Origin of the sequence: Lutimaribacter degradans, assembly GCF_023703375.1 — a bacterium.
GTDB classification, from domain to species: domain Bacteria; phylum Pseudomonadota; class Alphaproteobacteria; order Rhodobacterales; family Rhodobacteraceae; genus Lutimaribacter; species Lutimaribacter degradans.
This window is the reverse complement of record NZ_JAMQGO010000004.1, coordinates 21,137-41,550: the sequence shown is the minus strand read 5'-3', so window position 1 is coordinate 41,550 and position 20,414 is coordinate 21,137. Positions and strand designations below refer to the sequence as shown.

Annotated in this window: 21 protein-coding genes; 7 read left to right on the top strand and 14 right to left on the bottom strand. The window is 63.5% G+C overall.

Annotation, left to right across the window (positions count from 1 at the left end):
• Positions 1 to 204: 204 nt before the first annotated feature.
• Positions 205 to 990, bottom strand: a complete 786-nt coding sequence (locus M8744_RS08140) for an enoyl-CoA hydratase (protein WP_251412761.1) — start codon at positions 988 to 990, stop codon at positions 205 to 207.
• 57 nt (positions 991 to 1,047) lie between these two features.
• Between M8744_RS08140 and M8744_RS08135 the strand changes: the two genes are divergently transcribed.
• Positions 1,048 to 1,467: a PaaI family thioesterase gene (locus M8744_RS08135; RefSeq protein ID WP_251412758.1), complete on the top strand. Its 420-nt coding sequence runs from the start codon at positions 1,048 to 1,050 to the stop codon at positions 1,465 to 1,467.
• A 119-nt stretch (positions 1,468 to 1,586) separates the two neighbouring features.
• On the opposite strand, the gene speE is transcribed toward M8744_RS08135, so the two are convergent.
• Both speE and speD read right to left on the bottom strand, forming a co-directional pair.
• Positions 1,587 to 2,432, bottom strand: a complete 846-nt coding sequence (speE, locus tag M8744_RS08130; RefSeq protein ID WP_251412755.1) for a polyamine aminopropyltransferase — start codon at positions 2,430 to 2,432, stop codon at positions 1,587 to 1,589.
• The gene (gene speD, locus M8744_RS08125) at positions 2,429 to 2,938 is read right to left on the bottom strand and encodes an adenosylmethionine decarboxylase (RefSeq protein WP_251412752.1); all 510 of its coding nucleotides are present in this window, start codon (positions 2,936 to 2,938) and stop codon (positions 2,429 to 2,431) included. Before speD ends, speE begins: the two co-directional genes overlap by 4 nt.
• A 227-nt stretch (positions 2,939 to 3,165) precedes the next feature.
• Here speD and M8744_RS08120 point away from each other — a divergent pair, with 227 nt between their 5' ends.
• The 3 genes from M8744_RS08120 to rpsI all read left to right on the top strand — a co-directional run bounded on the left by M8744_RS08120 (position 3,166) and on the right by rpsI (position 5,210).
• Positions 3,166 to 4,071, top strand: a complete 906-nt coding sequence (locus tag M8744_RS08120) for a DMT family transporter (protein ID WP_251412735.1) — start codon at positions 3,166 to 3,168, stop codon at positions 4,069 to 4,071.
• Between the two features lie 177 nt (positions 4,072 to 4,248).
• A complete protein-coding gene (gene rplM / locus M8744_RS08115; protein WP_251412733.1) occupies positions 4,249 to 4,716 on the top strand; it encodes a 50S ribosomal protein L13 in 468 nt (155 codons plus the stop codon).
• On the top strand, positions 4,716 to 5,210 hold the full coding sequence (gene rpsI / locus M8744_RS08110; RefSeq protein ID WP_251412717.1) for a 30S ribosomal protein S9: 495 nt from the start codon (positions 4,716 to 4,718) through the stop codon (positions 5,208 to 5,210). The genes rplM and rpsI overlap by 1 nt, the downstream gene beginning before the upstream one ends.
• 124 nt (positions 5,211 to 5,334) lie before the next feature.
• Here rpsI and M8744_RS08105 read toward each other — a convergent pair whose 3' ends face one another.
• From M8744_RS08105 to guaA, 7 genes are all read right to left on the bottom strand, one after another.
• Entirely contained in the window at positions 5,335 to 5,952 is a 618-nt protein-coding gene (locus tag M8744_RS08105) for a TetR/AcrR family transcriptional regulator (RefSeq protein ID WP_251412700.1), read from the bottom strand.
• The gene (gene ppk2, locus M8744_RS08100) at positions 5,945 to 6,814 is read right to left on the bottom strand and encodes a polyphosphate kinase 2 (protein ID WP_251412697.1); all 870 of its coding nucleotides are present in this window, start codon (positions 6,812 to 6,814) and stop codon (positions 5,945 to 5,947) included. The genes M8744_RS08105 and ppk2 overlap by 8 nt, the downstream gene beginning before the upstream one ends.
• Positions 6,815 to 6,878: 64 nt before the next feature.
• A complete protein-coding gene (locus M8744_RS08095; protein ID WP_256474199.1) occupies positions 6,879 to 7,847 on the bottom strand; it encodes an alpha/beta fold hydrolase in 969 nt (322 codons plus the stop codon).
• A gap of 1 nt (position 7,848) precedes the next feature.
• The gene (gene metA / locus M8744_RS08090) at positions 7,849 to 8,772 is read right to left on the bottom strand and encodes a homoserine O-acetyltransferase MetA (RefSeq protein ID WP_251412684.1); all 924 of its coding nucleotides are present in this window, start codon (positions 8,770 to 8,772) and stop codon (positions 7,849 to 7,851) included.
• Positions 8,773 to 8,817: 45 nt separating this feature from the next.
• Positions 8,818 to 9,678 carry an ATPase gene (locus M8744_RS08085; protein ID WP_251412670.1) on the bottom strand — a complete coding sequence of 287 codons (861 nt, stop codon included), beginning with the start codon at positions 9,676 to 9,678 and terminating at the stop codon, positions 8,818 to 8,820.
• A 160-nt stretch (positions 9,679 to 9,838) separates the two neighbouring features.
• Positions 9,839 to 10,738 (bottom strand): DMT family transporter, encoded by a 900-nt coding sequence (locus M8744_RS08080; RefSeq protein WP_251412667.1) that lies wholly within the window; start codon positions 10,736 to 10,738, stop codon positions 9,839 to 9,841.
• 158 nt (positions 10,739 to 10,896) lie between these two features.
• Entirely contained in the window at positions 10,897 to 12,465 is a 1,569-nt protein-coding gene (gene guaA, locus M8744_RS08075) for a glutamine-hydrolyzing GMP synthase (protein ID WP_251412664.1), read from the bottom strand.
• Positions 12,466 to 12,644: 179 nt separating this feature from the next.
• Here guaA and M8744_RS08070 point away from each other — a divergent pair, with 179 nt between their 5' ends.
• Complete coding sequence (locus tag M8744_RS08070) at positions 12,645 to 14,192, top strand: trimethylamine methyltransferase family protein (protein ID WP_251413758.1); 1,548 nt, start codon at positions 12,645 to 12,647, stop codon at positions 14,190 to 14,192.
• Here M8744_RS08070 and M8744_RS08065 read toward each other — a convergent pair.
• The gene (locus M8744_RS08065) at positions 14,185 to 14,487 is read right to left on the bottom strand and encodes a DUF6477 family protein (RefSeq protein WP_251412650.1); all 303 of its coding nucleotides are present in this window, start codon (positions 14,485 to 14,487) and stop codon (positions 14,185 to 14,187) included. The two genes, M8744_RS08070 and M8744_RS08065, sit on opposite strands and share 8 nt — an antisense overlap.
• Positions 14,488 to 14,730: 243 nt before the next feature.
• Here M8744_RS08065 and M8744_RS08060 point away from each other — a divergent pair, with 243 nt between their 5' ends.
• On the top strand, positions 14,731 to 15,840 hold the full coding sequence (locus tag M8744_RS08060) for a DUF6456 domain-containing protein (RefSeq protein ID WP_251412647.1): 1,110 nt from the start codon (positions 14,731 to 14,733) through the stop codon (positions 15,838 to 15,840).
• Here M8744_RS08060 and mobA read toward each other — a convergent pair.
• Positions 15,801 to 16,433, bottom strand: a complete 633-nt coding sequence (gene mobA / locus M8744_RS08055; RefSeq protein WP_251412644.1) for a molybdenum cofactor guanylyltransferase MobA — start codon at positions 16,431 to 16,433, stop codon at positions 15,801 to 15,803. The genes M8744_RS08060 and mobA overlap by 40 nt on opposite strands.
• A 68-nt stretch (positions 16,434 to 16,501) precedes the next feature.
• On the opposite strand from mobA, the gene M8744_RS08050 reads away from it, so the two are divergent.
• A complete protein-coding gene (locus M8744_RS08050) occupies positions 16,502 to 17,008 on the top strand; it encodes a DUF2478 domain-containing protein (protein WP_251412635.1) in 507 nt (168 codons plus the stop codon).
• 30 nt (positions 17,009 to 17,038) lie between these two features.
• On the opposite strand, the gene M8744_RS08045 is transcribed toward M8744_RS08050, so the two are convergent.
• Together M8744_RS08045 and M8744_RS08040 are read right to left on the bottom strand one after the other, a co-directional pair.
• Positions 17,039 to 19,162, bottom strand: coding sequence for a 3-hydroxyacyl-CoA dehydrogenase NAD-binding domain-containing protein (locus M8744_RS08045; RefSeq protein WP_251412632.1), 2,124 nt, complete (start codon positions 19,160 to 19,162; stop codon positions 17,039 to 17,041).
• 2 nt (positions 19,163 to 19,164) lie between these two features.
• The gene (locus M8744_RS08040) at positions 19,165 to 20,370 is read right to left on the bottom strand and encodes an acetyl-CoA C-acetyltransferase (RefSeq protein ID WP_251412617.1); all 1,206 of its coding nucleotides are present in this window, start codon (positions 20,368 to 20,370) and stop codon (positions 19,165 to 19,167) included.
• Positions 20,371 to 20,414 lie beyond the last annotated feature (44 nt).

Genomic DNA, 20,414 nt, shown 5'->3' with positions numbered 1-20,414 from the left:
CGCATCGGCCGCCAGTGAGAGGCTGGCGCGGAGAGACAGAAAACCGGAAAACCCGACAATAACCCACGCACGCACGTACACCAAGGCCCGAGGATGAAAACCGAACCCTTGATTTTACCCTAACACCGGGCATTGGGGCCGAAAATGGGCAAACCCGGAAATAATGCGGCGCGGAAATGGAAACATTGGCCCGCGCCGCAAGTGTTAATGCTGCCAATCGGGGGGGCGCTTTTCGAGGAACGCGGCGATGCCTTCGGCGGTGTCGCGATAGAGCATGTTCTGCACCATCACGTCGCCAGTGTATTCATAGGCGTCATCCACGCTCATCTCGATCTGGCTATAAAAAGCTTCCTTGCCGATCTTGACCGCCGCGCCCAGTTTCGCGGCGACGGTTTCGGCCAGCTCTTGCGTGGCTGCATCAAGCTGGTCATGCGGGACCACGCGGTTGACCAGCCCCAGCGCCTCGGCCCGCTCGGCAGAGATGAACTGCCCGGTTGTCAGCATTTCGAAAGCCTGTTTGCGCGGGATGTTGCGGCTGAGCGCCACCATCGGAGTCGAGCAGAACAGCCCGATATTTACCCCGTTCACGCCGAATTTCGTGCCTTCGGCGGCCACGGCCATGTCGCAACTGGCGACCAGTTGACACCCGGCGGCGGTGGCGATGCCGTGGGGTTGGGCAATCACCGGCTGCGGCAATTTTCGGATGGTGGTCATCATCGTTGCGCAGCGATCGAACAGATCCTTGAAATAGGCCTTGCCGCCATCCTCGGCCTGGCGACCGGCGGTCATTTCCTTCAGGTCGTGACCTGCGCAAAATGCCTTGCCCGCGCCCTTGATCACCACGGCGCGGATTTCGGTGTCGTCCATAAGGCGGCCGAATTCATCTTGCAGCGCGGCAAGCATCCCGTCGCTGAGCGCGTTGAGCTTTTCCGGCGCGTTCATCGTCAGGGTGGCGACGGCGTTCGTGTCGTTACGTTCAAGCAGGGCCATCTTGTTCTCTCCTCCAATTCAGGCCAACTCTAGTCCCGGGACGGGACGGAGGACAAGATGACACTGAAGATGACTGTCGAGGAATTGGGCGCCTTCATGGCTGCCGAGTTTCCCCAGGTGGCCGCGGATTTCGCGATCGACCGGCTGGCGCAGATGGAGATAGACCTGCGCCTGCAGGTCGAAGAGCGGCACCTGCGCCCTGGTGGAACCGTTTCGGGGCCGTCGATGTTCAGCCTCGCGGATTGCGCGATCTATCTTGCCGTGCTGGCGATGATCGGGCCGCAGGGGCTGGCGGTGACAACGAATGGCAGCATAGATTTCATGCGCAAACCCGCGGCGGGCAAGGATATCGTGGCGAAATGCCGGTTGCTCAAGCTGGGGCGCGTGCTGGCGGTGGGGGATGTTCTGATGGTTTCGGACGGGATGGACCAGCCGGTGGCGCGCGCGTCGATGACCTATTCGATTCCGCCAGGTTGACCGGAGGCGCCCGTAAAGGCGCGCGAAACTCCATTGGCCTGCGGCCTCACCCCGCCCGCGTTTGCCGGGTGCGATGAAGACCGTGGCACCTGTGCAGGAACGCGTGAAACCGCGCTGTTTCAGCCCAGCAACCGCGCGATGTAGCCGGGCAGGGCAAAGGCCGCGCGGTGCACCGCGGGGGTGTAGTAGAAAGGGTCAAGCGCGGCGTCGGCAAAGCGGCCTTCCAGCACGTCGAGGGGCGTGCTTCGTGCAGCGCCATCGGTGCCCCAGCCAAAGGCCATCGGCCCGCCCGCGTAGGTGGGGATCGTGGCGGTATAGCAGGTGGCATCGGCGAACAGCGCGCTGAAAGCCCGCATCGTGTTTCTCAACTCGTCGGGTTGCAGGAAGGGCACGCCGTTTTGGGTTACCAAGATACCGTTCTGGGCCAGGGCACGCTTGGCTTGGCCGTAGAAACTGTCGGTAAACAGAACCTCGCCCGGGCCGATCGGATCGGTGGAATCCACGATGATGACATCGAACCCGCCATCGGTGTCGCGCATGAAGGCCGCGCCATCGGCAATCACGAGGTTCAGGCGCGGATCGTCGAAGGCGCCGTTGCTGAGCGCGGGAAGATACTGCCGCGAGAATTCAACCACGCCCGCGTCGATCTCGACCATCGTGACATGGGTTACGCTGGCATGTTTGAGCACTTCGCGTGCCATCCCGCCATCGCCGCCCCCCACGATGCAGACCCGGCTTGCGGCCCCGTGCGCCAGGATCGGCACGTGGGTCAGCATCTCGTGGTAGATGGCGTTGTCGCCCTCGGTGGTCTGCACCACGTCGTCGAGGGTCAGAACCCGGCCAAAGGTCGGGTTCTGAAAGACGCGCAGCCGCTGGTGGGCCGTTTCGCTGTCGTAAAGCAGCCTGTCGATGCGCAAGGACTGGGCATAGTCGGCGTGCAGTTTCTCGGTTGACCAGTCGCTCATGGGCTGATCCCCGCCTCGGACACGACACCCTCGCCGCGGCGCAATTCGCGCACGCGCACATCGGAGGTGTTAAAGGCCCGCGCCAGAACATCGACGGCCAGCCACGGTTTCGCGTCGCCGCACATGAACACGTCAAAGGCACCATACCCGATCTCGGGCCAAGTGTGCACCGAGATGTGGCTTTCGGCCAGTACCGCCACGCCGCTGACGCCCTGGGGCGAGAACTTGTGCGTATGGATATGCAGCAGCGTCGCGCCGCAGGTGCCGACGCAATCGCGGAACGCCTGCTGGATGCGCGCCTCGTCATCAAGGCCGGTTCCCTTCACCACCTCGATGATCAGGTGCGTCCCGGCGAAAACGCCGGCCTCGTCGCGGATGAAATGATCGTCGCGGGTATCGTCGAATACGTCGCGATCACATGCAGGGACTGGACCCCGTGCGGTGTCTTCCTCTTGGGCGCCTGTCTCCAGACCGTACCCCAGTTGGAAGAGGTTTACGTCTTTCATGACGTGCCTCCTTCAAGCCAGCAGTGCGTTCCAGTCGTTCCCTTAGCGCCCCCCGGGAAGTCATCACGGGTTGGGATCGGGTCCGAAAGTGAGGGGCAATTATGGGTTTGCCTTGAGTCGTTCAAGGATTTTCTGCCCGGCGCGGTGAGAAAATCTTCGTTCTGTTCCGTTACGTCACGAAAGCGGCGGTTGCTTGTGCTTTCGCGGCATTGGCATTTGATGGGGCCATGACGTTGGCGCGCGATCAGGGGCAGGCTGTTAAGGCCGTTGGGTTATTGCTTTTGGCCTTTGCCTGTTTCGACCTGATGGGCGTTCTGGTGCGGGTGCTGTCGGCGCGCTATTCCCCGCTGGAGCTTTCGGCCTATCGCAACGTGCTGGGCATCATTCCCAGCTTGGCGTTGCTGATGGCGACCGGCGAACTGCGCCTTCGCGGGACCAACCTGAAAATCGAGAAATGGCCCTTGGCGGTCTTCCGTGGCCTGGTTGTTGCTGTGGCGCAGGTGTTGTTTTACGGCGCGCTGGCGGTTTTGGAACTTGCGACCGTATCGGCGCTGGCGCAAACCAATGCGCTGTTCGTTGTCATCCTGTCCGTTCTGCTGTTGGGCGAGCGTGTGGGGCCTTGGCGCATGGCCGCGCTGGCCATCGGTTTTGGCGGCGCGCTCTGGATCATGCGACCGGGCAGCGAGGCGTTTTCGCCCTATGCGCTCCTGCCTGTGTTCGCGGCGCTGTGCTATGCGTATTCGATGATCTCGGTCCGGTTCTTCGGGCCGGGTACATCGAACGCGCTGCTCTATCTTTATGCCTCGGGCGCGGCGGCCGTGGGGGCCATCGTGCTGGCGCTGTTCACGACCGATTTCTCGCCGATACAGGGCTGGCTGGATGCGTGGCTGATCTTTGTCATGGCGACGCTGGGCGGAAGCGGCGTGCTGTTCATGATGCTGGCCTATCGCATGGGCGAGCCTTCGATGCTGGCTCCTTTCGGCTATTTCGGGCTGATCACGGCCTTCGTGTTCGGCTGGGTCTTTTTCGGCGAAGCCCCGGTGGATACGCTTTTCCCCGGCGTTTTACTGATCGTGGGGGCAGGCGTGCTGATCATCTGGCGCGAGCAGCGCGGCAGCCGAAAGGTGCCATGATCAGCATGGCGCAATCATGGGGTATTTAGATACCTAAATCACAAGGCATTGTTTTTACGTCGTAAATTCAAGTGTTGCGCCCTTGACCGGGCTGCAAGGACGTATATAACCACGCAATCCGAATGCGGTGCCGGGGTCATCCCGTCGCCATAACACTTGAACCAAGGGTGATCCTGAATGAAAACCTTTTCTGCAACGCCTGCAGACATCGAGAAGAAGTGGATCGTGATCGACGCGGAAGGCGTCGTTCTGGGCCGTCTCGCCTCGATCGTCGCCATGCGCCTGCGTGGTAAGCACAAGCCGAGCTTCACGCCCAACATGGACATGGGCGACAATGTGATCGTCATCAACGCCGACAAGGTGCAACTGACGGGCAAGAAGCGCACCGACAAGACCTATTACTGGCACACCGGCCACCCCGGCGGCATCAAGAACCGCACCGCCGAGCAGTTGCTGGAAGGTGCCCACCCCGAACGCGTCGTGACCCAGGCGGTCAAGCGTATGCTGCCGGGCAACCGCTTGGCACGCCAGCAGATGACCAACCTGCGCGTCTATGCCAGCGCCGAGCATCCCCACGAGGCGCAAAGCCCCGAGGTGCTGGACGTGAAATCGATGAACTCCAAGAATACGCGGGTGGCGAAATAATGGCTGATCAGATCAATTCCCTCGAAGAGCTGAAGGGCGCCGTGTCGGAAGATATCGCCGGCGTCCAGGGCGAGGCGGAAGCCCCGCGTGAGCCCGTTCGCGACGACCTGGGCCGGTCTTATTCGACCGGCAAGCGCAAGGACGCGGTCGCCCGCGTCTGGATCAAGCCCGGCTCCGGCAAGGTCACCGTGAACGGCAAGGAAATGAATGCCTATTTCGCGCGTCCGGTTCTGCAGATGATCCTGCGCCAGCCGTTCCAGGTTGCCGGTGTCGAAGATCAGTTCGACGTGATGGCCACCGTCAAGGGCGGCGGCCTGTCGGGCCAGGCCGGCGCGGTCAAGCATGGCATCAGCCAGGCGCTGCAGCTCTACGACCCGTCGCTGCGCGCCCCGCTGAAGGCCGCCGGCTTCCTGACGCGCGACAGCCGCGTGGTGGAACGCAAGAAATACGGCCGCCGCAAGGCTCGCCGCAGCTTCCAGTTCTCCAAGCGTTAATCGCTTCGCGCAAGATCACGGCAAAAGGGCCACCCTTGGGGTGGCCCTTTTTGCGTTGCGGTGCACACGGTGCCTTGCGGGGATGGGATGTTGCCTAAAGGCGCGCGCCTGCGTGCGAGGTGGTTCAATCGTCCGCCGGGATCAGCCCCAGCCCGCGCAGATAGACGCCGATGGCGGATTCCAGCAGTTCCTCGGGCGGAAAGGGGCTGGCGCGGCCGGGGGAATTTCGGGCGAAAAGCTCGACAACACCGTGCGACAAGGCCCAGATATGGGCCGAGAACATCGCCGCTGGCGGGCGTTTCTCGGGCGGGATATGCTGCGACAGGTCGCCCGCCGCCCGTTCCAGCACATCCGAGGCGCGGCGCGCCACTGCGGCCAGATCTGGCGTACGATTGATGCTGATTCCGCTTTCGAACATGGCAATGTAATGGCCCGGATATTTCCGCGCGAAGGCCAGGTAGGCGCGGCCCGTCGCCTCGAACGCGGCCAGTGCCGAGGGTTGCCCCGATTGATAGGCGTATTCCATCACGTCTGCAAAGATGCCGTATCCCTGCCGGGCGGCCTCGGCGATCAGGTCTTCGCGGCCTTCGAAATGCCGGTAGACGGCCGCTGGGGTGACACCGGCGCGCTTGGCCGCCTCGGACAGGGTGAACCCCGTTGGACCCTTTTCCTCGATAAGGGCCAGGGCCGAGTCGACAAGCGCCTGGCGCAGGTTGCCGTGGTGGTAGCCGCGCTTAACCATCCCAGATGTCCGGGCCACCGCAGATCTGCCGGTCGATCTGGCCGATCGCGCGGGTATCCTTGCGCGCGTAATCCAGCCCGTGCAGCACCGTGCGAATGGCGGCAAGGCGGGCGCGTTTCTTGTCGTCCGAGCGGATGATCGTCCAGGGGGCATGGCGTGTGTGGCTGCGGGTCAGCGTTTCGCGGATCGCGGCCGAGTAGTGATCCCATTTCTTCAACCCCTCGACATCGATCTGGCTGAGCTTCCATTGCTTCAGTGGATCGGTTTCGCGTTTCAGGAAGCGGCGGAGCTGTTCGGCGCGGCCGACATTAAGCCAGAACTTGAAAACATGGATGCCATCGTCAACCAGCATGTTCTCGAAATCGGGGACCTGGGTAAAGAAATGTTCACGCTGCGCATCGGTGCAGAAACCGAACACATGCTCGACAACGCCGCGATTATACCAAGACCGGTCATAGAACACGATTTCACCCGCGGATGGCAGGTGGTCGATATAACGCTGGAAATACCATTGCGATTGTTCCTTGTCAGTGGGTTTCGGCAGCGCCACCACCCGCGCACCACGTGGGTTCAGGTTTTCGCGAAACCGTTTGATCGTGCCGCCCTTGCCCGCCGCGTCGCGGCCCTCGAACACGCAAATGATCCGCGCACCGCTGTCCTTGGCCCAGTGTTGCAGCTTGACCAGCTCGATCTGAAGGCGGGCGATGTCCTGCTTGTAGTATTTTTTGCGAATCCGCTTGGAATGCGGATAGTCACCGTACAGGATGTCACCCTTGTCGGCGCTGTCTATCGCCTTGCGGATTTCGGGCGGCGCGTCGTTTTCGTAATAGGCGCTGATCGCGCCGTCGAATGGCAGATCCATCGCGCACTCCTTTTTCGGTCACTATGGAATGTGAAGGCGTTTAACGCAAACGGGTTCGGGCGGGTCAGCGCCGCAACCCGGCGCGGGTTGCCGCGCGGTGAATGGCCGCTTCCACCGCGTCGGGGGCGGCATGGTGCGGCATGTGGCCCACGGATTGCAGCCGCGTCAGGTTGGCGCCGGGTATCTGGCGGGCCAGCGGTTCGGAATGGATGTCGATCGGTACGGTGTCGTCCTCCGTGCCGTGCACGATTTCCACAGGCATGGTCAGCGTCGGGTAATGTTGCGACATCTCGACCACGTGGGGGCGCAGCGTGTTGACCTGGCGGGCATTGGCGCGAAAGCTTTCGCGGCGCAGCGTCAACCCCGCCCCGATATGGCGGGCATAGCCGGGCGGCACGGGGTCGGGCGCGAAAATACCGGCCAGCGCGTCATCGACCTGGCCTTCTGGCCCCAGCGCGGTGATGAGCGGCGCAAGAAGCGCGCCGCCCCAGCTGGAGCCCATCACCCGGTAGAGCGGCCCCAGGCCACCGGGCCACGGGTTCGAGGCCCCCGAGACCACGATCAACCCGGCGGTCTCCTCGGGCCGCTCCAACCCCCATGCCAGCGCCACGGCACCCCCGTAGGAATGGCCCAGAACCAGCGGGCTTTGCACGCCCAGCCTGTCGCTTGCGGCCTGTAGCAGCCGGGCCTGTTCGCGCGGGCTTTCGGCGCGGGGCGACCAGGGCCCGTAACGTGCGTCGCGTTCCGTCCAGCCCAGACCGGGGCGGTCAAACGCGATCACCCGGTAGTCGTCTTTCAGCCGGTCGACGAAGGAAAATGTAAAATCGCGCGTATTGCCGCTGGCCCCGTGCAATAGCACCAAGTCGGGGCCCGATCCCTGCACATCGGCATGCACGATGCGACCATCGACCTCGATCAACTGGCCGGTCGGGGGATAGCGGGCCTCGGCCTCGGCTTCGCGCAGGTCGGCGCGGCGGTCGATCACCACGCTGCACCCGGCCAGTGCCGCAACGGTCAGGGCCGCGCCGATCATTCTAATTGCCGATCTGTGACATCTCATATGGCGTTGTCTGGTATATCTGGTTGATCCAGTTGCCATATAGAAGGTGGGCGTGACTTCTCCAGCGGTTTTGCGGCTGACGCGCGGGGTCGTCATCGGGGTAGTAATTCACCGGCAGGGTTACATCGGCGCCGCGCGATACGTCGCGGTCGTATTCTTCTTTCAACGTGCCGCTGTCATATTCCAGGTGGTTGAAAATATAGAGCGCGCGATGTCCCTGGTCTTCAACCAGGCAAGGCCCGACCGCATCGCTGCCCAGCAGGGTGGTCAGCCCGGGCACCGCGTCGACATCGGCCTGGCGGACCTCGGTCCAGCGGCTGACCGGAATCACGCAATCGTCGGAAAACCCGCGCAGGTAAGGCGAGGCGGGTGCCAGGTTGCGATGCCGGAAACAGCCAAATGCCTTGTGGTCGAGCATGTGCTTGGGCACGCCGTTCAGGTAATGGATCATCGCCATGCCGCCCCAGCAAACGCCAAAGGTGGAATGCACATGCGTCTGGGTCCAGTCAAATACGCGGGTCAGTTCCTCCCAATAGGTGACCTCTTCAAAGGGGAGGTGCTCGACCGGGGCGCCGGTTATGACCAGCCCGTCGAATTTCTCGCCCGAGGCGGCGACATCGGAAAAGGGGCGATAGAACGCTTCCATGTGTTCGGCAGCGGTGTTCCTGGCGGCGTGTTCGCTCATGCGGATCAGCGAAAACTCGATCTGCAGGGGCGTTGCGCCGATCAGGCGGGCAAACTGGTTTTCCGTCTGGATCTTTTTCGGCATCAGGTTCAGCAGGCCGATGCGCAGCGGGCGAATATCCTGTCGGGCTGCCGCGTCCTCGGACATGACCATCACACCTTCGCGCGTCAGAACGTCGAAGGCAGGCAGGTCAGAGGGCAGTTTGATAGGCATTGGTTCAGGTATCCGCGTTGCAAAAGAGGTGAGATAAGCGCCGGTCTAATGCCCGGCAAGCGTGTCTGCGATCAGGGTGTCGAATTCCTCGGTCGTGGTGATGCGGGCCACGTCATCGGCCGATACGGTCAGGCCCCAGTTGCGCGCCATCTTTTCATAGCGCGGCTGGCGATGGGCCAGCGCCTGCGCATAGGTCCAGCGGATAAAGGCGTCTGGGTCAACCTCGCCCTCTTCCAGTTTGTTTTGGTTCAGATACTCGGTCCAGACGCGATCCAGGAACTCGGGCTGGTAAGACATCGGCTTGGGCGCGCGGTCAAAGCGGCGGATCAACTCGGCGGTATGGGCATCATCGCCCTTGATCCAGACCATCAGCGTGTTGTTCGACAGCTCGGCCATAAGCGGGTCGTCGGGGTCATCGGGGTCGACCCATTCACAGATGGATCCGCCGGTGTCGCAGACGAAATGCGGATAGCCATATAGCCGCTCGGCGCGGTCGATGAAATAGGCGGTATCGAGCAAGGCGTGGATCTCGGCCATGCGAAACTGTGCCTGGCGGCGCGTGTATTCGGCGTAGGGCAGCCCACCCTTGGCCGGATCGCCGGGCTTGCCCAGGTAGGTCGAAACGGGGGTGAGGTTCTCGAAAGTGATGTTCGAGCCGATATAGATCGAATCCGACAGAAGCAGATCGCGCAGAAATGGAACCTGCATGGCATGTGCCTTGGCGTTGTCGGTGATGTATTCGCCCATGTAGCGCGTGCCGATCCGGTAATCGATCGAATAATGAAACCAGTCGCCCGCCGCGCGCAGCATGTTCGACACATGGGTCTTGCCCAGGCCCGACATGGCAAAGAAGAGCACCCTTTTGCGCGGGGCGCGCAGCCAGTCATCGGCAGAAGAATAAAGCATGGTCCGGGCCCGTGTTGTTAGACCCCGTTAGTTATCCGGGCGGGCGGTGACGGTCAAACGCTATCGCCCGCGCCGGAATGTCCGGCCATCGCCCGTCGGCCACCCGAACCGCGCCAAGGCGTGCGGCGACCGCGTTTCCGAACGAGGATACCGGGCCGGCTCAGCCGCGCAAAGGCCATGCGGCGACGCGGACCTTGCGGGTTTCGGTCCAGATATTGAGGTAGTTGCCGCCAAAAATGAACAGCGCCCCCAGGAACACCAGTGCATCCAGCGGCTCGCCGTAGAACAGCATCCCAACCACCGCGATCAGTGGCAGGCGCGCGAAATCGAGCGGAACGACGACCGTGGCGGGGGCCAGCGACAGCGCGCTGGTCAGGCAGAAATGCGCCAGAAGACCGGCACAACCGATCAGCACCAGCCAGGGCAGGGTAGAGGCATCGGGCAGGGCGATGTCACCATCGAACCCGGCGCAAGCCAACCCCATCACCGCTTGCATCGCGGTCATGTAGAACAGGATGCAGGTCAGCGTCACGGTGCGCGTCAGCCGCTTGGTGAAGATGATCGAGATGGCAAAACCGATCGCCGAAAGCGCGGCGGTCAGCACACCTATGTTCAGGCTTTCAGGGCTGGGCCGGGCCACGATCAGGATGCCGATGAACCCAAGCAGCGCCGCCATCAACCGCACCCGGGTGAACCGCTCGCCCAGTACCAGCGGCGACAGCACCAGCACCCAGAGCGGCGAGGTGAATTCCAGCGCGAAAACCTGTGCCAGCGGAATAACCGTTACGGCAAAGAACCACAGGTTCTGCCCGGTGAAATGGCCGATATTGCGGACCAGGTGCAGCCCCATGTGTTGCCGTGTGACCTGGCCCAGCGTGCCCGACAGACCCGCCACGACCAACACGATGACCAGCCCGACAAAGCTGCGATACATCATGATTTCGAACGTATCGAGCTGGAAGCTGACAGCCCGCCCCGCCACCGCCATCGAGGAAAACGAGGCAATCGCCCCGGTCATCCAGAGCGCGGCGATCAACACGTTGCGGCCAGTGGGTTCCATGCACCTGGGTTCCTTATTCCTGGACCTGTCCCTGGGTAGAAAGGCGGCCGAGGGGCCATGGGCACGTCATGCCCGGTGCGCTGTGATGCGAGCGCGTCATCATGCGAATGCCCCGGTGATGACGTGCCGGCCGGCGGGCGGGGTGACTTGGGTCAGGGTCACTCCCACTCGATCGTTCCGGGGGGTTTGCTTGTCACGTCATAGGTGACGCGGTTGATGCCACGAACCTCGTTGATGATGCGCGTCGCGGTTTCGCCCAGGAAATCATGGCTGAACGGGTAATAATCGGCGGTCATGCCGTCGACGCTTGTCACGGCGCGCAGCGCGCAGGCGTAATCATAAGTGCGCCCGTCGCCCATCACGCCCACGGTGCGCACGGGCAGGATGGCCACGAAAGCCTGCCATATTTCATCATACAACCCGTGCTTGCGGATCTGGTCGATATAGACCGCGTCGGCCTTGCGCAGGATCTCCAGCTTTTCGCGGGTGATTTCGCCGGGGCAGCGGATGGCAAGGCCCGGGCCGGGGAAGGGGTGGCGCCCGATGAAACTGGCAGGCAGGCCCAGCTCGTGCCCCAGTGCGCGCACCTCGTCCTTGAACAGCTCGCGCAGCGGCTCAACCAGTTTCAGACCCATCTTTTCCGGCAGGCCGCCGACATTGTGGTGGCTTTTGATCGTCACGCTTGGCCCGCCGCTGAACGATACCGATTCGATCACGTCGGGATACAGTGTGCCCTGGGCCAGGAACTCGGCGCCCTCGATCTCGCTCGCGTATTTCTGGAACACGTCGATGAACAGCCGACCGATGGTTTTTCTCTTTTCCTCCGGGTCGCTTACGCCATCAAGCTCACCCAGGAACAGTTCGGATTCATCGGCGTGGATCAGCGGGATATTGTAGTGATCGCGGAACATGGTGACCACTTCTTCGGCCTCGTTCAGGCGCAACAGCCCGTGATCGACGAAGACGCAGGTCAGCTGGTCGCCGATCGCCTCGTGGATCAGCACCGCCGCCACCGAGGAATCGACCCCGCCGGAAAGCCCGCAGATGACCTTCTTGTCGCCCACCTGCTCGCGGATCAGGCGGATCGCCTCGTCGCGGTAGCTGGCCATCGTCCAGTCGCCGGTGAACCCGGCATCGCGGATGAAATTTTCATACAGCGTCTTGCCGTGCGGCGTGTGGTGCACCTCGGGGTGGAATTGCACCGCGTAAAAGCGGCGTTCCAGGTCGGCGGTGATCGCGAAAGGGGCGCCGGGAGACGTGCCAAGAACCTGGAAACCCGGTGCAATTTCAGACACATGGTCGCCGTGGCTCATCCAGACCTGCTCTCGGCCCGAGCCGTCCATGAACCAGCCTGCCAGGAAATCGGGGCGCGGGCCATCGGCCGGCGTTACCCAGGCGCGGCCAAACTCGGCGGTGGCATGTTCACCGGCCTCTACCTTGCCGCCAAGATCATGCATCATGACCTGCTGGCCATAGCATATCCCGAGGATCGGCACGCCCATCTCGTAGGCGCGTTTGGGTGGACGGGGGCTGCCCTCGCGCATCACCGAGTCGGGGCCGCCCGAAAAGATGATCGCCTTTGGGGCGAACTCTTCCAGGAAGGTGTCGGTGACCTTCTGGTAGGGGTGGATTTCGCAGTAAACGTTCAACTCGCGCAGGCGACGCGCGATAAGCTGCGTCACCTGGCTGCCGAAATCGATGATCAAGAGGCGGTCATGCTGGGTCATGGCAGGGGAATACGGCCAAGCGCGGCCGCGCGCAAGCGGCAAGGATGGCGGAAAATGTCGGTCGTGAATGTCGCTTTCTCCCCTCAAGCGCCGCAAATCCGCCGCAGCGCCAGCAGCCGGTGCGATATGCAAAGGCCAACCCCGATCGCGCAAGGATGACGCCTATGGAGGATTTTTCGATGGCCGAGGCAGAAGCACCCCGCAAACGCGCCCGAGGCGGAGGCGGCGCCGCGCGCCGCGCCGCCCGAGGCGCGGTTTCGTTCGAAACGGCCAAGTATATCGAACGAAACATTCCCAATTTCGAGGTGCTGAACGAAGAGGCGCTTCAAATCATCGAAACCAACGCCGAAACGGTGCTGGAAGAGATCGGGGTGAATTTCGTCAATAACCCAAAGGCGCTTGAACGGTGGCGCGACGCCGGGGCCGATGTCACCGGCGAGCGCGTGCGCATCCCCCGTGGCCTGGCACGGAAACTATGTGCCACGGCGCCCTCGCAGTTCACGCAGCACGCGCGCAACCCGGATCGCAACGTGGAAATCGGCGGGCGGAACCTGGTCTTGGCCCCGGTCTATGGCCCGCCCTTCGTGCACGACGTGAACGGCGGCCGCCGATACGCCACGATGGAAGATTTCCGGAAGTTCGTGAAACTGGGCTACATGTCGAAATGGCTGCACCATTCCGGCGGCACGGTATGCGAACCCACGGATGTGGCGGTGAACAAGCGCCACTTCGACATGCTGCACGCGCATATGACCCTGTCGGACAAGCCGTTCATGGGGTCGGTCACCGACCCGATCCGTGCCCAGCACAGCGTCGAGATGTGCGAGATCCTGTTCGGAAAGGAATTCGTGCAGGACAACACCGTGATGACCTCGCTCATCAACATCAACTCGCCGCTGACCTTTGACGACGTGATGATGGGCGCGTTGGAAATCTATGCGGCCAACAACCAGGCCTGCATCATTTCGCCCTTCATCGTTGGCGGTGCGATGGCCCCTGTCAGCGTGGCGGGCACGCTGACCCAGGTTCTGGCCGAGGTCATGGCCGGCATCGCCTACAGCCAGTTGATCCGCCCCGGTGCCCCGGTGATTTTCGGTGCCTTCGTGACGTCGATCGACATGAATAGCGGCGCGCCCACCTTTGGCACGCCCGAGGCGGCACAGATCACCTATGGCGCGGGCCAACTGGCCCGGCGCCTTGGGTTGCCCTACAGGTCGGCGGGGTCGTTCAACGGGTCGAAACTGCCCGATGCGCAGGCGGCCTATGAGACGGCCAACACGTTGAACGTGGGGCTGCTGTCGGGCGTCAACTTCATGCTGCACGCCTGCGGTTGGCTGGAAGGCGGATTGGTGTCGAGCTTTGAAAAATTCGTCATGGATGCCGACCAGCTTGGCGCGCTGCACAAGTTGGCCGAGGGCGTGGCGATGGATACGCAGGCGCAGGCCATGGATGCCCTGCGCGAGGTCGGGCCCGGCGGGCATTTCCTGGGCTGTGCGCACACGCAGGCGCATTTCAAATCGGCATTCTGGAAAACCGATGTGCTGGATTACAAACCCTACGAAACCTGGTCGGAAGAGGGCGCGCGCGACACCGTGACCCTGGCCGCCGCGCGGGTGGAAAAGCTACTGGCCGATTACCAGCAGCCCGGGATGGACCCGGCGGTTGCCGAGGCGTTGGCTGCCTACGTGGCCGAAAAGAAGGCATCCGAGCCCGACGCCTTCAGCTAGGGTCGGCCCCTGATTGCGAGGCGCGCATCTGGCGGGCCTCGCCCATCAGCGCGATCAGAACCGAGACATGGTGGCGCGGCGAATAGGCCGCATCACCCCGGCGTCTTGCGTCGTCCATCTCCTGCTCGATCTCAAGCAGCGCCATCACCGCGGCCCCGGCCACCGGCAGCGTCGCGGTTTTCAACAGCGGGCGCAAATGCGCGCCGCGGCGATAGTCATGAGCCCCGATCCGTGCCGCGCGCAAAAGCAGCCTTGGGCGGTGCAGGCTTCCCAGCATGGTGGCGATGTCTTGCATGATGTCCTCCTTGGCATGACCCAAGCAATCAATCACAACCTAAGCGGGTGTTGCGCGACAAGGCGGGGCAGCGCGCGCTGGGTTTTCCCACCATTCACCATTTCCTAACGAAACTTGCCAAACCGGAAATGGTTAACGGACAGGCAAGCTTTACTCCCCAATTTGTTAATAATTCCTGGGATGATCGCTGCAAAACCAAGACAGATACGTTGACCTTTTCACTGGAGGAAATGGGACGAACCGATGCTGAAACAGCAATGCGCGCCAATGCCGGACTGGGTGCCGGCCGCCACCACGAGATACCTGGCGCATACCGAGGCTGGCCTGCCGATCCGCGAATTGGCGCGACATGCCGGATGCCACGCATCGACCGTTCTACGTCAGATCCGGCGAATGGAAAGCCGCCGGGAAGATACGCTGGTCGACGAGGCGCTGCGCCATCTTGGCAAATCGGTGTTCCGCCCGTGCCGGCAGGAAAGCGAAAGGGATTGCCGCCTCATGAATGCTCAGAACATGCCGACCGATCTGCCCCCCGACGAAGAGACATTGCGCGCCGAAGCGATGCGTATCTTGCGCCGACTGACCGAACGGGGGGCGATACTGGCGGTCGCGGCCGACCTGGACAAGGCCGTGGTGGTGAGAGACGCCCCCGACGGCAGCAGCCGATCGGCCGTTGTCGCGCGAAACGTGGCGCAGGCGATGGCGCTGAAAGACTGGATCACCTGCGAGGCTCCGGGCCGCGTTTCGCGCTACGCGATCACGGCAGCCGGGCGGGCGGCGCTGTCGGAGATGCTTGGTAAAAGCAGCAACGCCCAGCCGGGCTTTGCCGAGGCGCAGGCCGGGTTTGCCGGTCAGCACCGGATCTGGGATGAACGGGTGGTGGCCGACGGCAATGCCAGGCAGCGGCGCATCCGTTACAACGCCGCCGAGTCGCCGCTGACGGCGCTGGCCCGCCGCAAGGATCGTGACGGCAAACCCTTTCTGAGCTTCGAACTGGTGGCCGCGGGTGAGCGTCTGCGCGAGGACTTCGAACTTGCGCAGATGGGGCCACGGGTGACGCAGAACTGGGACAGGTTCCTGACCGGCAGCGAGCGTGGATCGTTCGCTGGCTCGAAATCGGGCATGCGCGGTTCCGAGGCGGCGCGTGACCGCGTGGCGACCGCGCTTGCCGCGTTGGGGCCGGGCCTGGGCGACGTGGCGTTGCGCTGCTGTTGCTATCTCGAAGGGTTGGAAACGGCTGAAAAGCGCATGGGCTGGTCGGCCCGCTCGGGCAAGATCGTGCTGCGCATTGCGCTACAACGGCTCAAGGCCCATTACGACCGCCGCGATCCGGGTGATGCGCTGATTGGCTGATCGGCGGGGGTCAACCAGCGGGCGGCCTGTTCCAGCTCTTGCGGTGTGTTGATATTGAAAAAGGCAGGCGGCGCGGGGTCGGGAAATGCGACGGGCGCCGCCCCGATCGCATGGCAGAAGGCCATCATGCGGTGTTCGCGGCGCGCCAGGCGTTGGCGCAACTCGTGCTCACAGGTGACGGGCCAAATACCGCAAACCGGATGGGCGCGCCCGTGCCTGTCCAAGGCATAGGCGGCCGCGCCGGGGGTGCGTAACCGGGTGACCAGGTCACCGGGCAGAAAAGGCGTATCGCCCGCCACGGTGAGCACCTGAGTTGCGCCACGACATCGCGCCCATTGCATCGCCGCAAGGATGCCTGCCAGCGGGCCGGGGCGGTCTGGCACCGGGTCGGGCAACACCGGCACTCCCAGGTCGGCCCAGCGGTCCGGCACGCCATTGGCATTCAGTGCGATGTCGCCCACCTGCGGGCGCAGCCGTGCAAGCAGGTGGTCGATGACCCGCGCGTTCCCCAATGGCAGCAGCGCCTTGTCGCCGCCGCCCATGCGGCTTGCCAGGCCACCGGCAACAATCACGGCGGGAATCGGGTCGGTCATGGTGTCGCATGTCTCCTGCAAGGCGGATCGGGCTACTGTGCCGCATATCGCCTTTCGGGAAAACCACGATGCCGCTTATTCTTGCCATGTCCAGCAGTCCGGGCACCGACGCGGCGCTGGCCGATACGCGCGACCGCTTGCTGGCACAGGGCGTGCCCGTTGCCGGCGTTCTGCAATCCCGCGCGCCTTGGGTGCGGGGCGGCAAGGACCAGATGGTGCTGCATGACGCGGCGCACCGTTTTTCGCGGGTGATCTCTCAAGATCTGGGGGCAGGGGCCGACGGTTGCTCCCTCGATCCCGGCAGCCTCGAAGAGGTGGCACAGCAGGTTGGGCAAACCTTGCCGGGCGCGCGGGTGCTTTTTGTCAATCGGTTTGGCAAGCAAGAGGAAACGGGCCGCGGTTTCGCCCCGTTGATCGCCCGCGCACTGGAGCAGGGTAGCCATGTCGTCATTGCCGTGGCCGCCGAGAAACGCGCGGCTTTCATCGGCTACGCGGGCGAGATGGCCCAGTGGACAACGCCCGAGGCGTTGACAGATGCGTTGCAACTTCATCTTGCCGGCGAAATCCCGGGGTGATTTGCGCCGCAAATTGCGCGGCGCAATTGATCACGCGGCCTTGCGCAGGCTTTCGGGCGGCGCGAAGCGGGGCCCGTATTCGGCGGCCAGTTCCTCGCAGCGGGCGATGAACCGCGCCCGTCCGTAGGTTTCGACGAATTGCGCATAGCCGCCCGTCCAGGCGGGGGCGCCGATACCCATGATCGAGCCGATATTGGCATCCGCCGTCGCACGCAAAACGCCCTCGTCAAGGCAACGCAGGGTTTCCAGAACCGCGCGGAACAGCATCCTGTCCTTTATGTCCGCGTCGGGGATATCGGCATCCGCCTTGCGCCATTGGGCCAGGCCCGGCCAGGGGGCCTTGCCATCGTCGGAATAGTCGAAGAACCCGCCGCCCGTGCCACGGCCCTTGCGGCCCTCGGCCACCAGCGCGCGCAACAGGCTGCGGGCCTCGGGTGTCGGGTCATCCTCGGCGCGGCGCAGGCCCATGTCCAGTTGCGTGTCGAAGATGTCGAGGGCGAGGGACAGTTTCACCTCGTCGTAAAGCGTCAGCAGGCCCGTCGGAAAGCCTACCGCGCGCGACAGGTTTTCCACGCGCACCGGGTCCAGCCCCTCGGCGACCATCTGCACCGCCTCGTCCATCTTGGTTCCGATAGTGCGCGAGGTATAAAAGCCGGTGCTGGCATTCACCACGATGGGTGTCTTGCCGATCTGGCGCGCGAAATCGAAGGCACGGGCCAGGGTTTCATCATCAGTCTTTTCACCCACGACGATCTCCAGCAGGGGCATCTTGTCGACCGGCGAAAAGAAATGCAGGCCGATGAACTTTTCGGGCCGGGTCGCGGCTTGCGCCAGGCGACCGATCGGCAGGGTCGAGGTGTTCGAGCCCCAGAAACCGGCGTCGCCCAAAAGTGTCTCGTGTTCGGCCAGAACCGATTCTTTCACGTCGATGCGTTCGAACACGGCCTCGATGATCAGGTCACAGCCCGCCAGTGCCTCGGCGCTGTCGGTGGGCGTGATCCGGGCCAGCACCGCGTCGGCCTGTGCCTGTTCCATCCGGCCCTTGGCCACGCGCGTTTCAAGAAGCTTGGCGGTATGGCCCTTGCCGCGTTCGGCGGCGTCAAGGCCGGTGTCTTTCAGCACCACCTCGATGCCAGCCATGGCCGCGGAATAGGCGATGCCCTGGCCCATCATGCCCGCACCGAGGATACCCAGCTTGCCCACCTTCGACTGCGGCACATCGCCGGGCCGCGCGGCCCCGCCATTGACCTTGTTGAGGTCGAAAAAGAAGGCCTGGATCATGTTCTTGGTCACCGGCAGCGGCACCAGCGATGCGAATTGCCGGCTTTCATAACGCTGCGCGCCGTCGAAATCGACATTCGAGGCGGTATTGGCCATGATATCCATGATCTTGCCCGGCGCGGGTAGCAGGTCGCGCGTTTTCTTGTACAGCATGGCCGACCCTACCGCGAGGCGCGGTGCCGCTGCGGCGGTGTTCGATGGCCCGCCGGGAATGCGATACTTGCGGTCGTCCCAAGGCTGGGTGCAGGCCGCCGCATCGCCCGCGACCGATGTGATGTAGGCCTTGGCGCGCGGCACAAGCGCGTCGATGCTTTCGGTCACTTCGTGAACGATGCCTGCGTTCAGCGCCTTTTGCGCGCTGACCATCCGGCCCTCGAGGGCAAAGGGCATCGCCCCCTCGATTCCCAGCAGGTAGGTCATGCGCACCACGCCGCCGCCACCGGGCAGCAGGCCCAGCGTAACCTCGGGCAGCCCGATCTTGACCTGCGGCAGGTCGGCCGCGATGCGGTAATGACAGGCCAGGCAGATCTCGAACCCGCCGCCCGCGGCCGCGCCGTTGATCGCGGCCACGACCGGCACGCCCAGCTTTTCCAACCGGCGCATGTTGGCCTTTGTGCGCTCGACATTCTCGTAGATTTCCTGTTCCTGCCCCGGCTGCACCCCGATCAGCCATTTCAGGTCGCCACCGGCGAAAAAGGTCTTCTTGGCCGAGGTCAGCACAACGCCCGTCAGCCCGTCTTCGGCGCAAAGCCTGTCGGTCATGTCCTGGTAAAGCCCGTCGAACTGGGCGTTCATCGCGTTCACGGGGCCGTCCATGTCCATGGTGACTGTGACGATGCCGTCGGCGTCTTTTTCGTAGCGAAATTCACCCATGGTCACACCCGTTCGATAAGTGTTGAAATGCCCATGCCGCCGCCGACGCACAGGCTGATCATTGCGCGATGCGCGTCACGCCGTTCAAGTTCATCGAGAACGGTGGAAACCAGCGCGCCGCCAGTCGCGCCCAGCGGGTGGCCCATGGCGATGGCGCCGCCGCAGACATTGGTGATCTCGTGGTCGATATCCAGATCGCGCATGTAACGCAGCGCGACCGAGGCGAAAGCCTCGTTGATTTCCCAGATGTCGATGTCTTCGCGGGTCAGCCCGGCCTTGGCCAGGCATTTCTGGGCCGCCGGGCCTGGGCCTGTCAGCATGATCACCGGATCGGTGGCCAGTACGGCGGTGGCCACGACGCGCGCGCGCGGTGTCAGCCCGATATCGCGGCCCGCCTGCTGGCTGCCGATCAACACGGCGCTGGCGCCATCGACGATGCCCGACGAGTTGCCGGGCGTGTGTACGTGGTTGATGCGGTTCACCTGCGGGTACTTGGCAATCGCCATCTCGTCCATTCCCAACGCGCCCATCTGGGCAAAGCTGGGTTTCAACGCGCCAAGCGTCTGCATGTCGGTGCCGGGCTTGATGAAATCGTCGCGCTCAAGAATCGTGGCGCCGTTTTCGTCGCGGACGGGCATGACCGATCGGTCGAACCAGCCGCTGTCGCGCGCATGGGCCGCGCGGCGTTGGCTTTCGACGGCGAAGGCATCCACATCCTCGCGCGAGTAGCCATCGAGCGTGGCGATCAGGTCGGCCCCGATGCCTTGCGGCACCGAGTTGTGATCGAGCACGAATTCGGGGTCGGCGAACATCGGCCCGCCCGACGAGCCGATGGGCACGCGGCTCATCGATTCCAGCCCGCCTGCGACAACCAGGTCTTCTTGCCCCGAGCCGACCTTGGCGGCGGCCATGTTCACCGCCTCAAGCCCGGAAGCGCAGAACCGGTCAAGCTGCACGCCGGGCACGCTTTCATCCCAACCTGCCGATTGCGCGGCGGCCTTGGCGATGCAACTGCCCTGTTCCAGAACCGGCGCGACGCAGCCCATCACCACGTCGTCGACCCGCGCTGTATCCAGATCGTGGCGCTGTTGCAGCCCCTCCAGCAGTCCGGCCAGCAGGCGGATCGGCTTGACCTCGTTCAGCGTTCCGCCTTGCTTGCCCTTGGAACGTGGCGTGCGCACGGCATCAAAGATATAGGCCTCGGCCATGATCCCTGTCCTCCTCGTTTTGGTTGGCAGCAGCCTAGGGGCGC

What these genes read in the sequence shown, in the direction of transcription:
- rplM (WP_251412733.1), top strand. Translation starts at nt 4,249, where the DNA reads ATGAAAACCTTTTCTGCAACGCCTGCAGACATCGAGAAGAAGTGGATC.
- M8744_RS08095 (WP_256474199.1), bottom strand. Translation starts at nt 7,847, where the DNA reads ATGATCGGCGCGGCCCTGACCGTTGCGGCACTGGCCGGGTGCAGCGTG.
- M8744_RS08135 (WP_251412758.1), top strand. Translation starts at nt 1,048, where the DNA reads ATGACACTGAAGATGACTGTCGAGGAATTGGGCGCCTTCATGGCTGCC.
- metA (WP_251412684.1), bottom strand. Translation starts at nt 8,772, where the DNA reads ATGCCTATCAAACTGCCCTCTGACCTGCCTGCCTTCGACGTTCTGACG.
- M8744_RS08120 (WP_251412735.1), top strand. Translation starts at nt 3,166, where the DNA reads ATGACGTTGGCGCGCGATCAGGGGCAGGCTGTTAAGGCCGTTGGGTTA.
- M8744_RS08060 (WP_251412647.1), top strand. Translation starts at nt 14,731, where the DNA reads ATGCTGAAACAGCAATGCGCGCCAATGCCGGACTGGGTGCCGGCCGCC.
- rpsI (WP_251412717.1), top strand. Translation starts at nt 4,716, where the DNA reads ATGGCTGATCAGATCAATTCCCTCGAAGAGCTGAAGGGCGCCGTGTCG.
- M8744_RS08070 (WP_251413758.1), top strand. Translation starts at nt 12,645, where the DNA reads ATGGCCGAGGCAGAAGCACCCCGCAAACGCGCCCGAGGCGGAGGCGGC.
- M8744_RS08105 (WP_251412700.1), bottom strand. Translation starts at nt 5,952, where the DNA reads ATGGTTAAGCGCGGCTACCACCACGGCAACCTGCGCCAGGCGCTTGTC.
- speD (WP_251412752.1), bottom strand. Translation starts at nt 2,938, where the DNA reads ATGAAAGACGTAAACCTCTTCCAACTGGGGTACGGTCTGGAGACAGGC.
- M8744_RS08040 (WP_251412617.1), bottom strand. Translation starts at nt 20,370, where the DNA reads ATGGCCGAGGCCTATATCTTTGATGCCGTGCGCACGCCACGTTCCAAG.
- M8744_RS08050 (WP_251412635.1), top strand. Translation starts at nt 16,502, where the DNA reads ATGCCGCTTATTCTTGCCATGTCCAGCAGTCCGGGCACCGACGCGGCG.
- ppk2 (WP_251412697.1), bottom strand. Translation starts at nt 6,814, where the DNA reads ATGGATCTGCCATTCGACGGCGCGATCAGCGCCTATTACGAAAACGAC.
- mobA (WP_251412644.1), bottom strand. Translation starts at nt 16,433, where the DNA reads ATGACCGACCCGATTCCCGCCGTGATTGTTGCCGGTGGCCTGGCAAGC.
- guaA (WP_251412664.1), bottom strand. Translation starts at nt 12,465, where the DNA reads ATGACCCAGCATGACCGCCTCTTGATCATCGATTTCGGCAGCCAGGTG.
- M8744_RS08065 (WP_251412650.1), bottom strand. Translation starts at nt 14,487, where the DNA reads ATGCAAGACATCGCCACCATGCTGGGAAGCCTGCACCGCCCAAGGCTG.
- M8744_RS08085 (WP_251412670.1), bottom strand. Translation starts at nt 9,678, where the DNA reads ATGCTTTATTCTTCTGCCGATGACTGGCTGCGCGCCCCGCGCAAAAGG.
- M8744_RS08140 (WP_251412761.1), bottom strand. Translation starts at nt 990, where the DNA reads ATGGCCCTGCTTGAACGTAACGACACGAACGCCGTCGCCACCCTGACG.
- speE (WP_251412755.1), bottom strand. Translation starts at nt 2,432, where the DNA reads ATGAGCGACTGGTCAACCGAGAAACTGCACGCCGACTATGCCCAGTCC.
- M8744_RS08045 (WP_251412632.1), bottom strand. Translation starts at nt 19,162, where the DNA reads ATGGGTGAATTTCGCTACGAAAAAGACGCCGACGGCATCGTCACAGTC.
- M8744_RS08080 (WP_251412667.1), bottom strand. Translation starts at nt 10,738, where the DNA reads ATGGAACCCACTGGCCGCAACGTGTTGATCGCCGCGCTCTGGATGACC.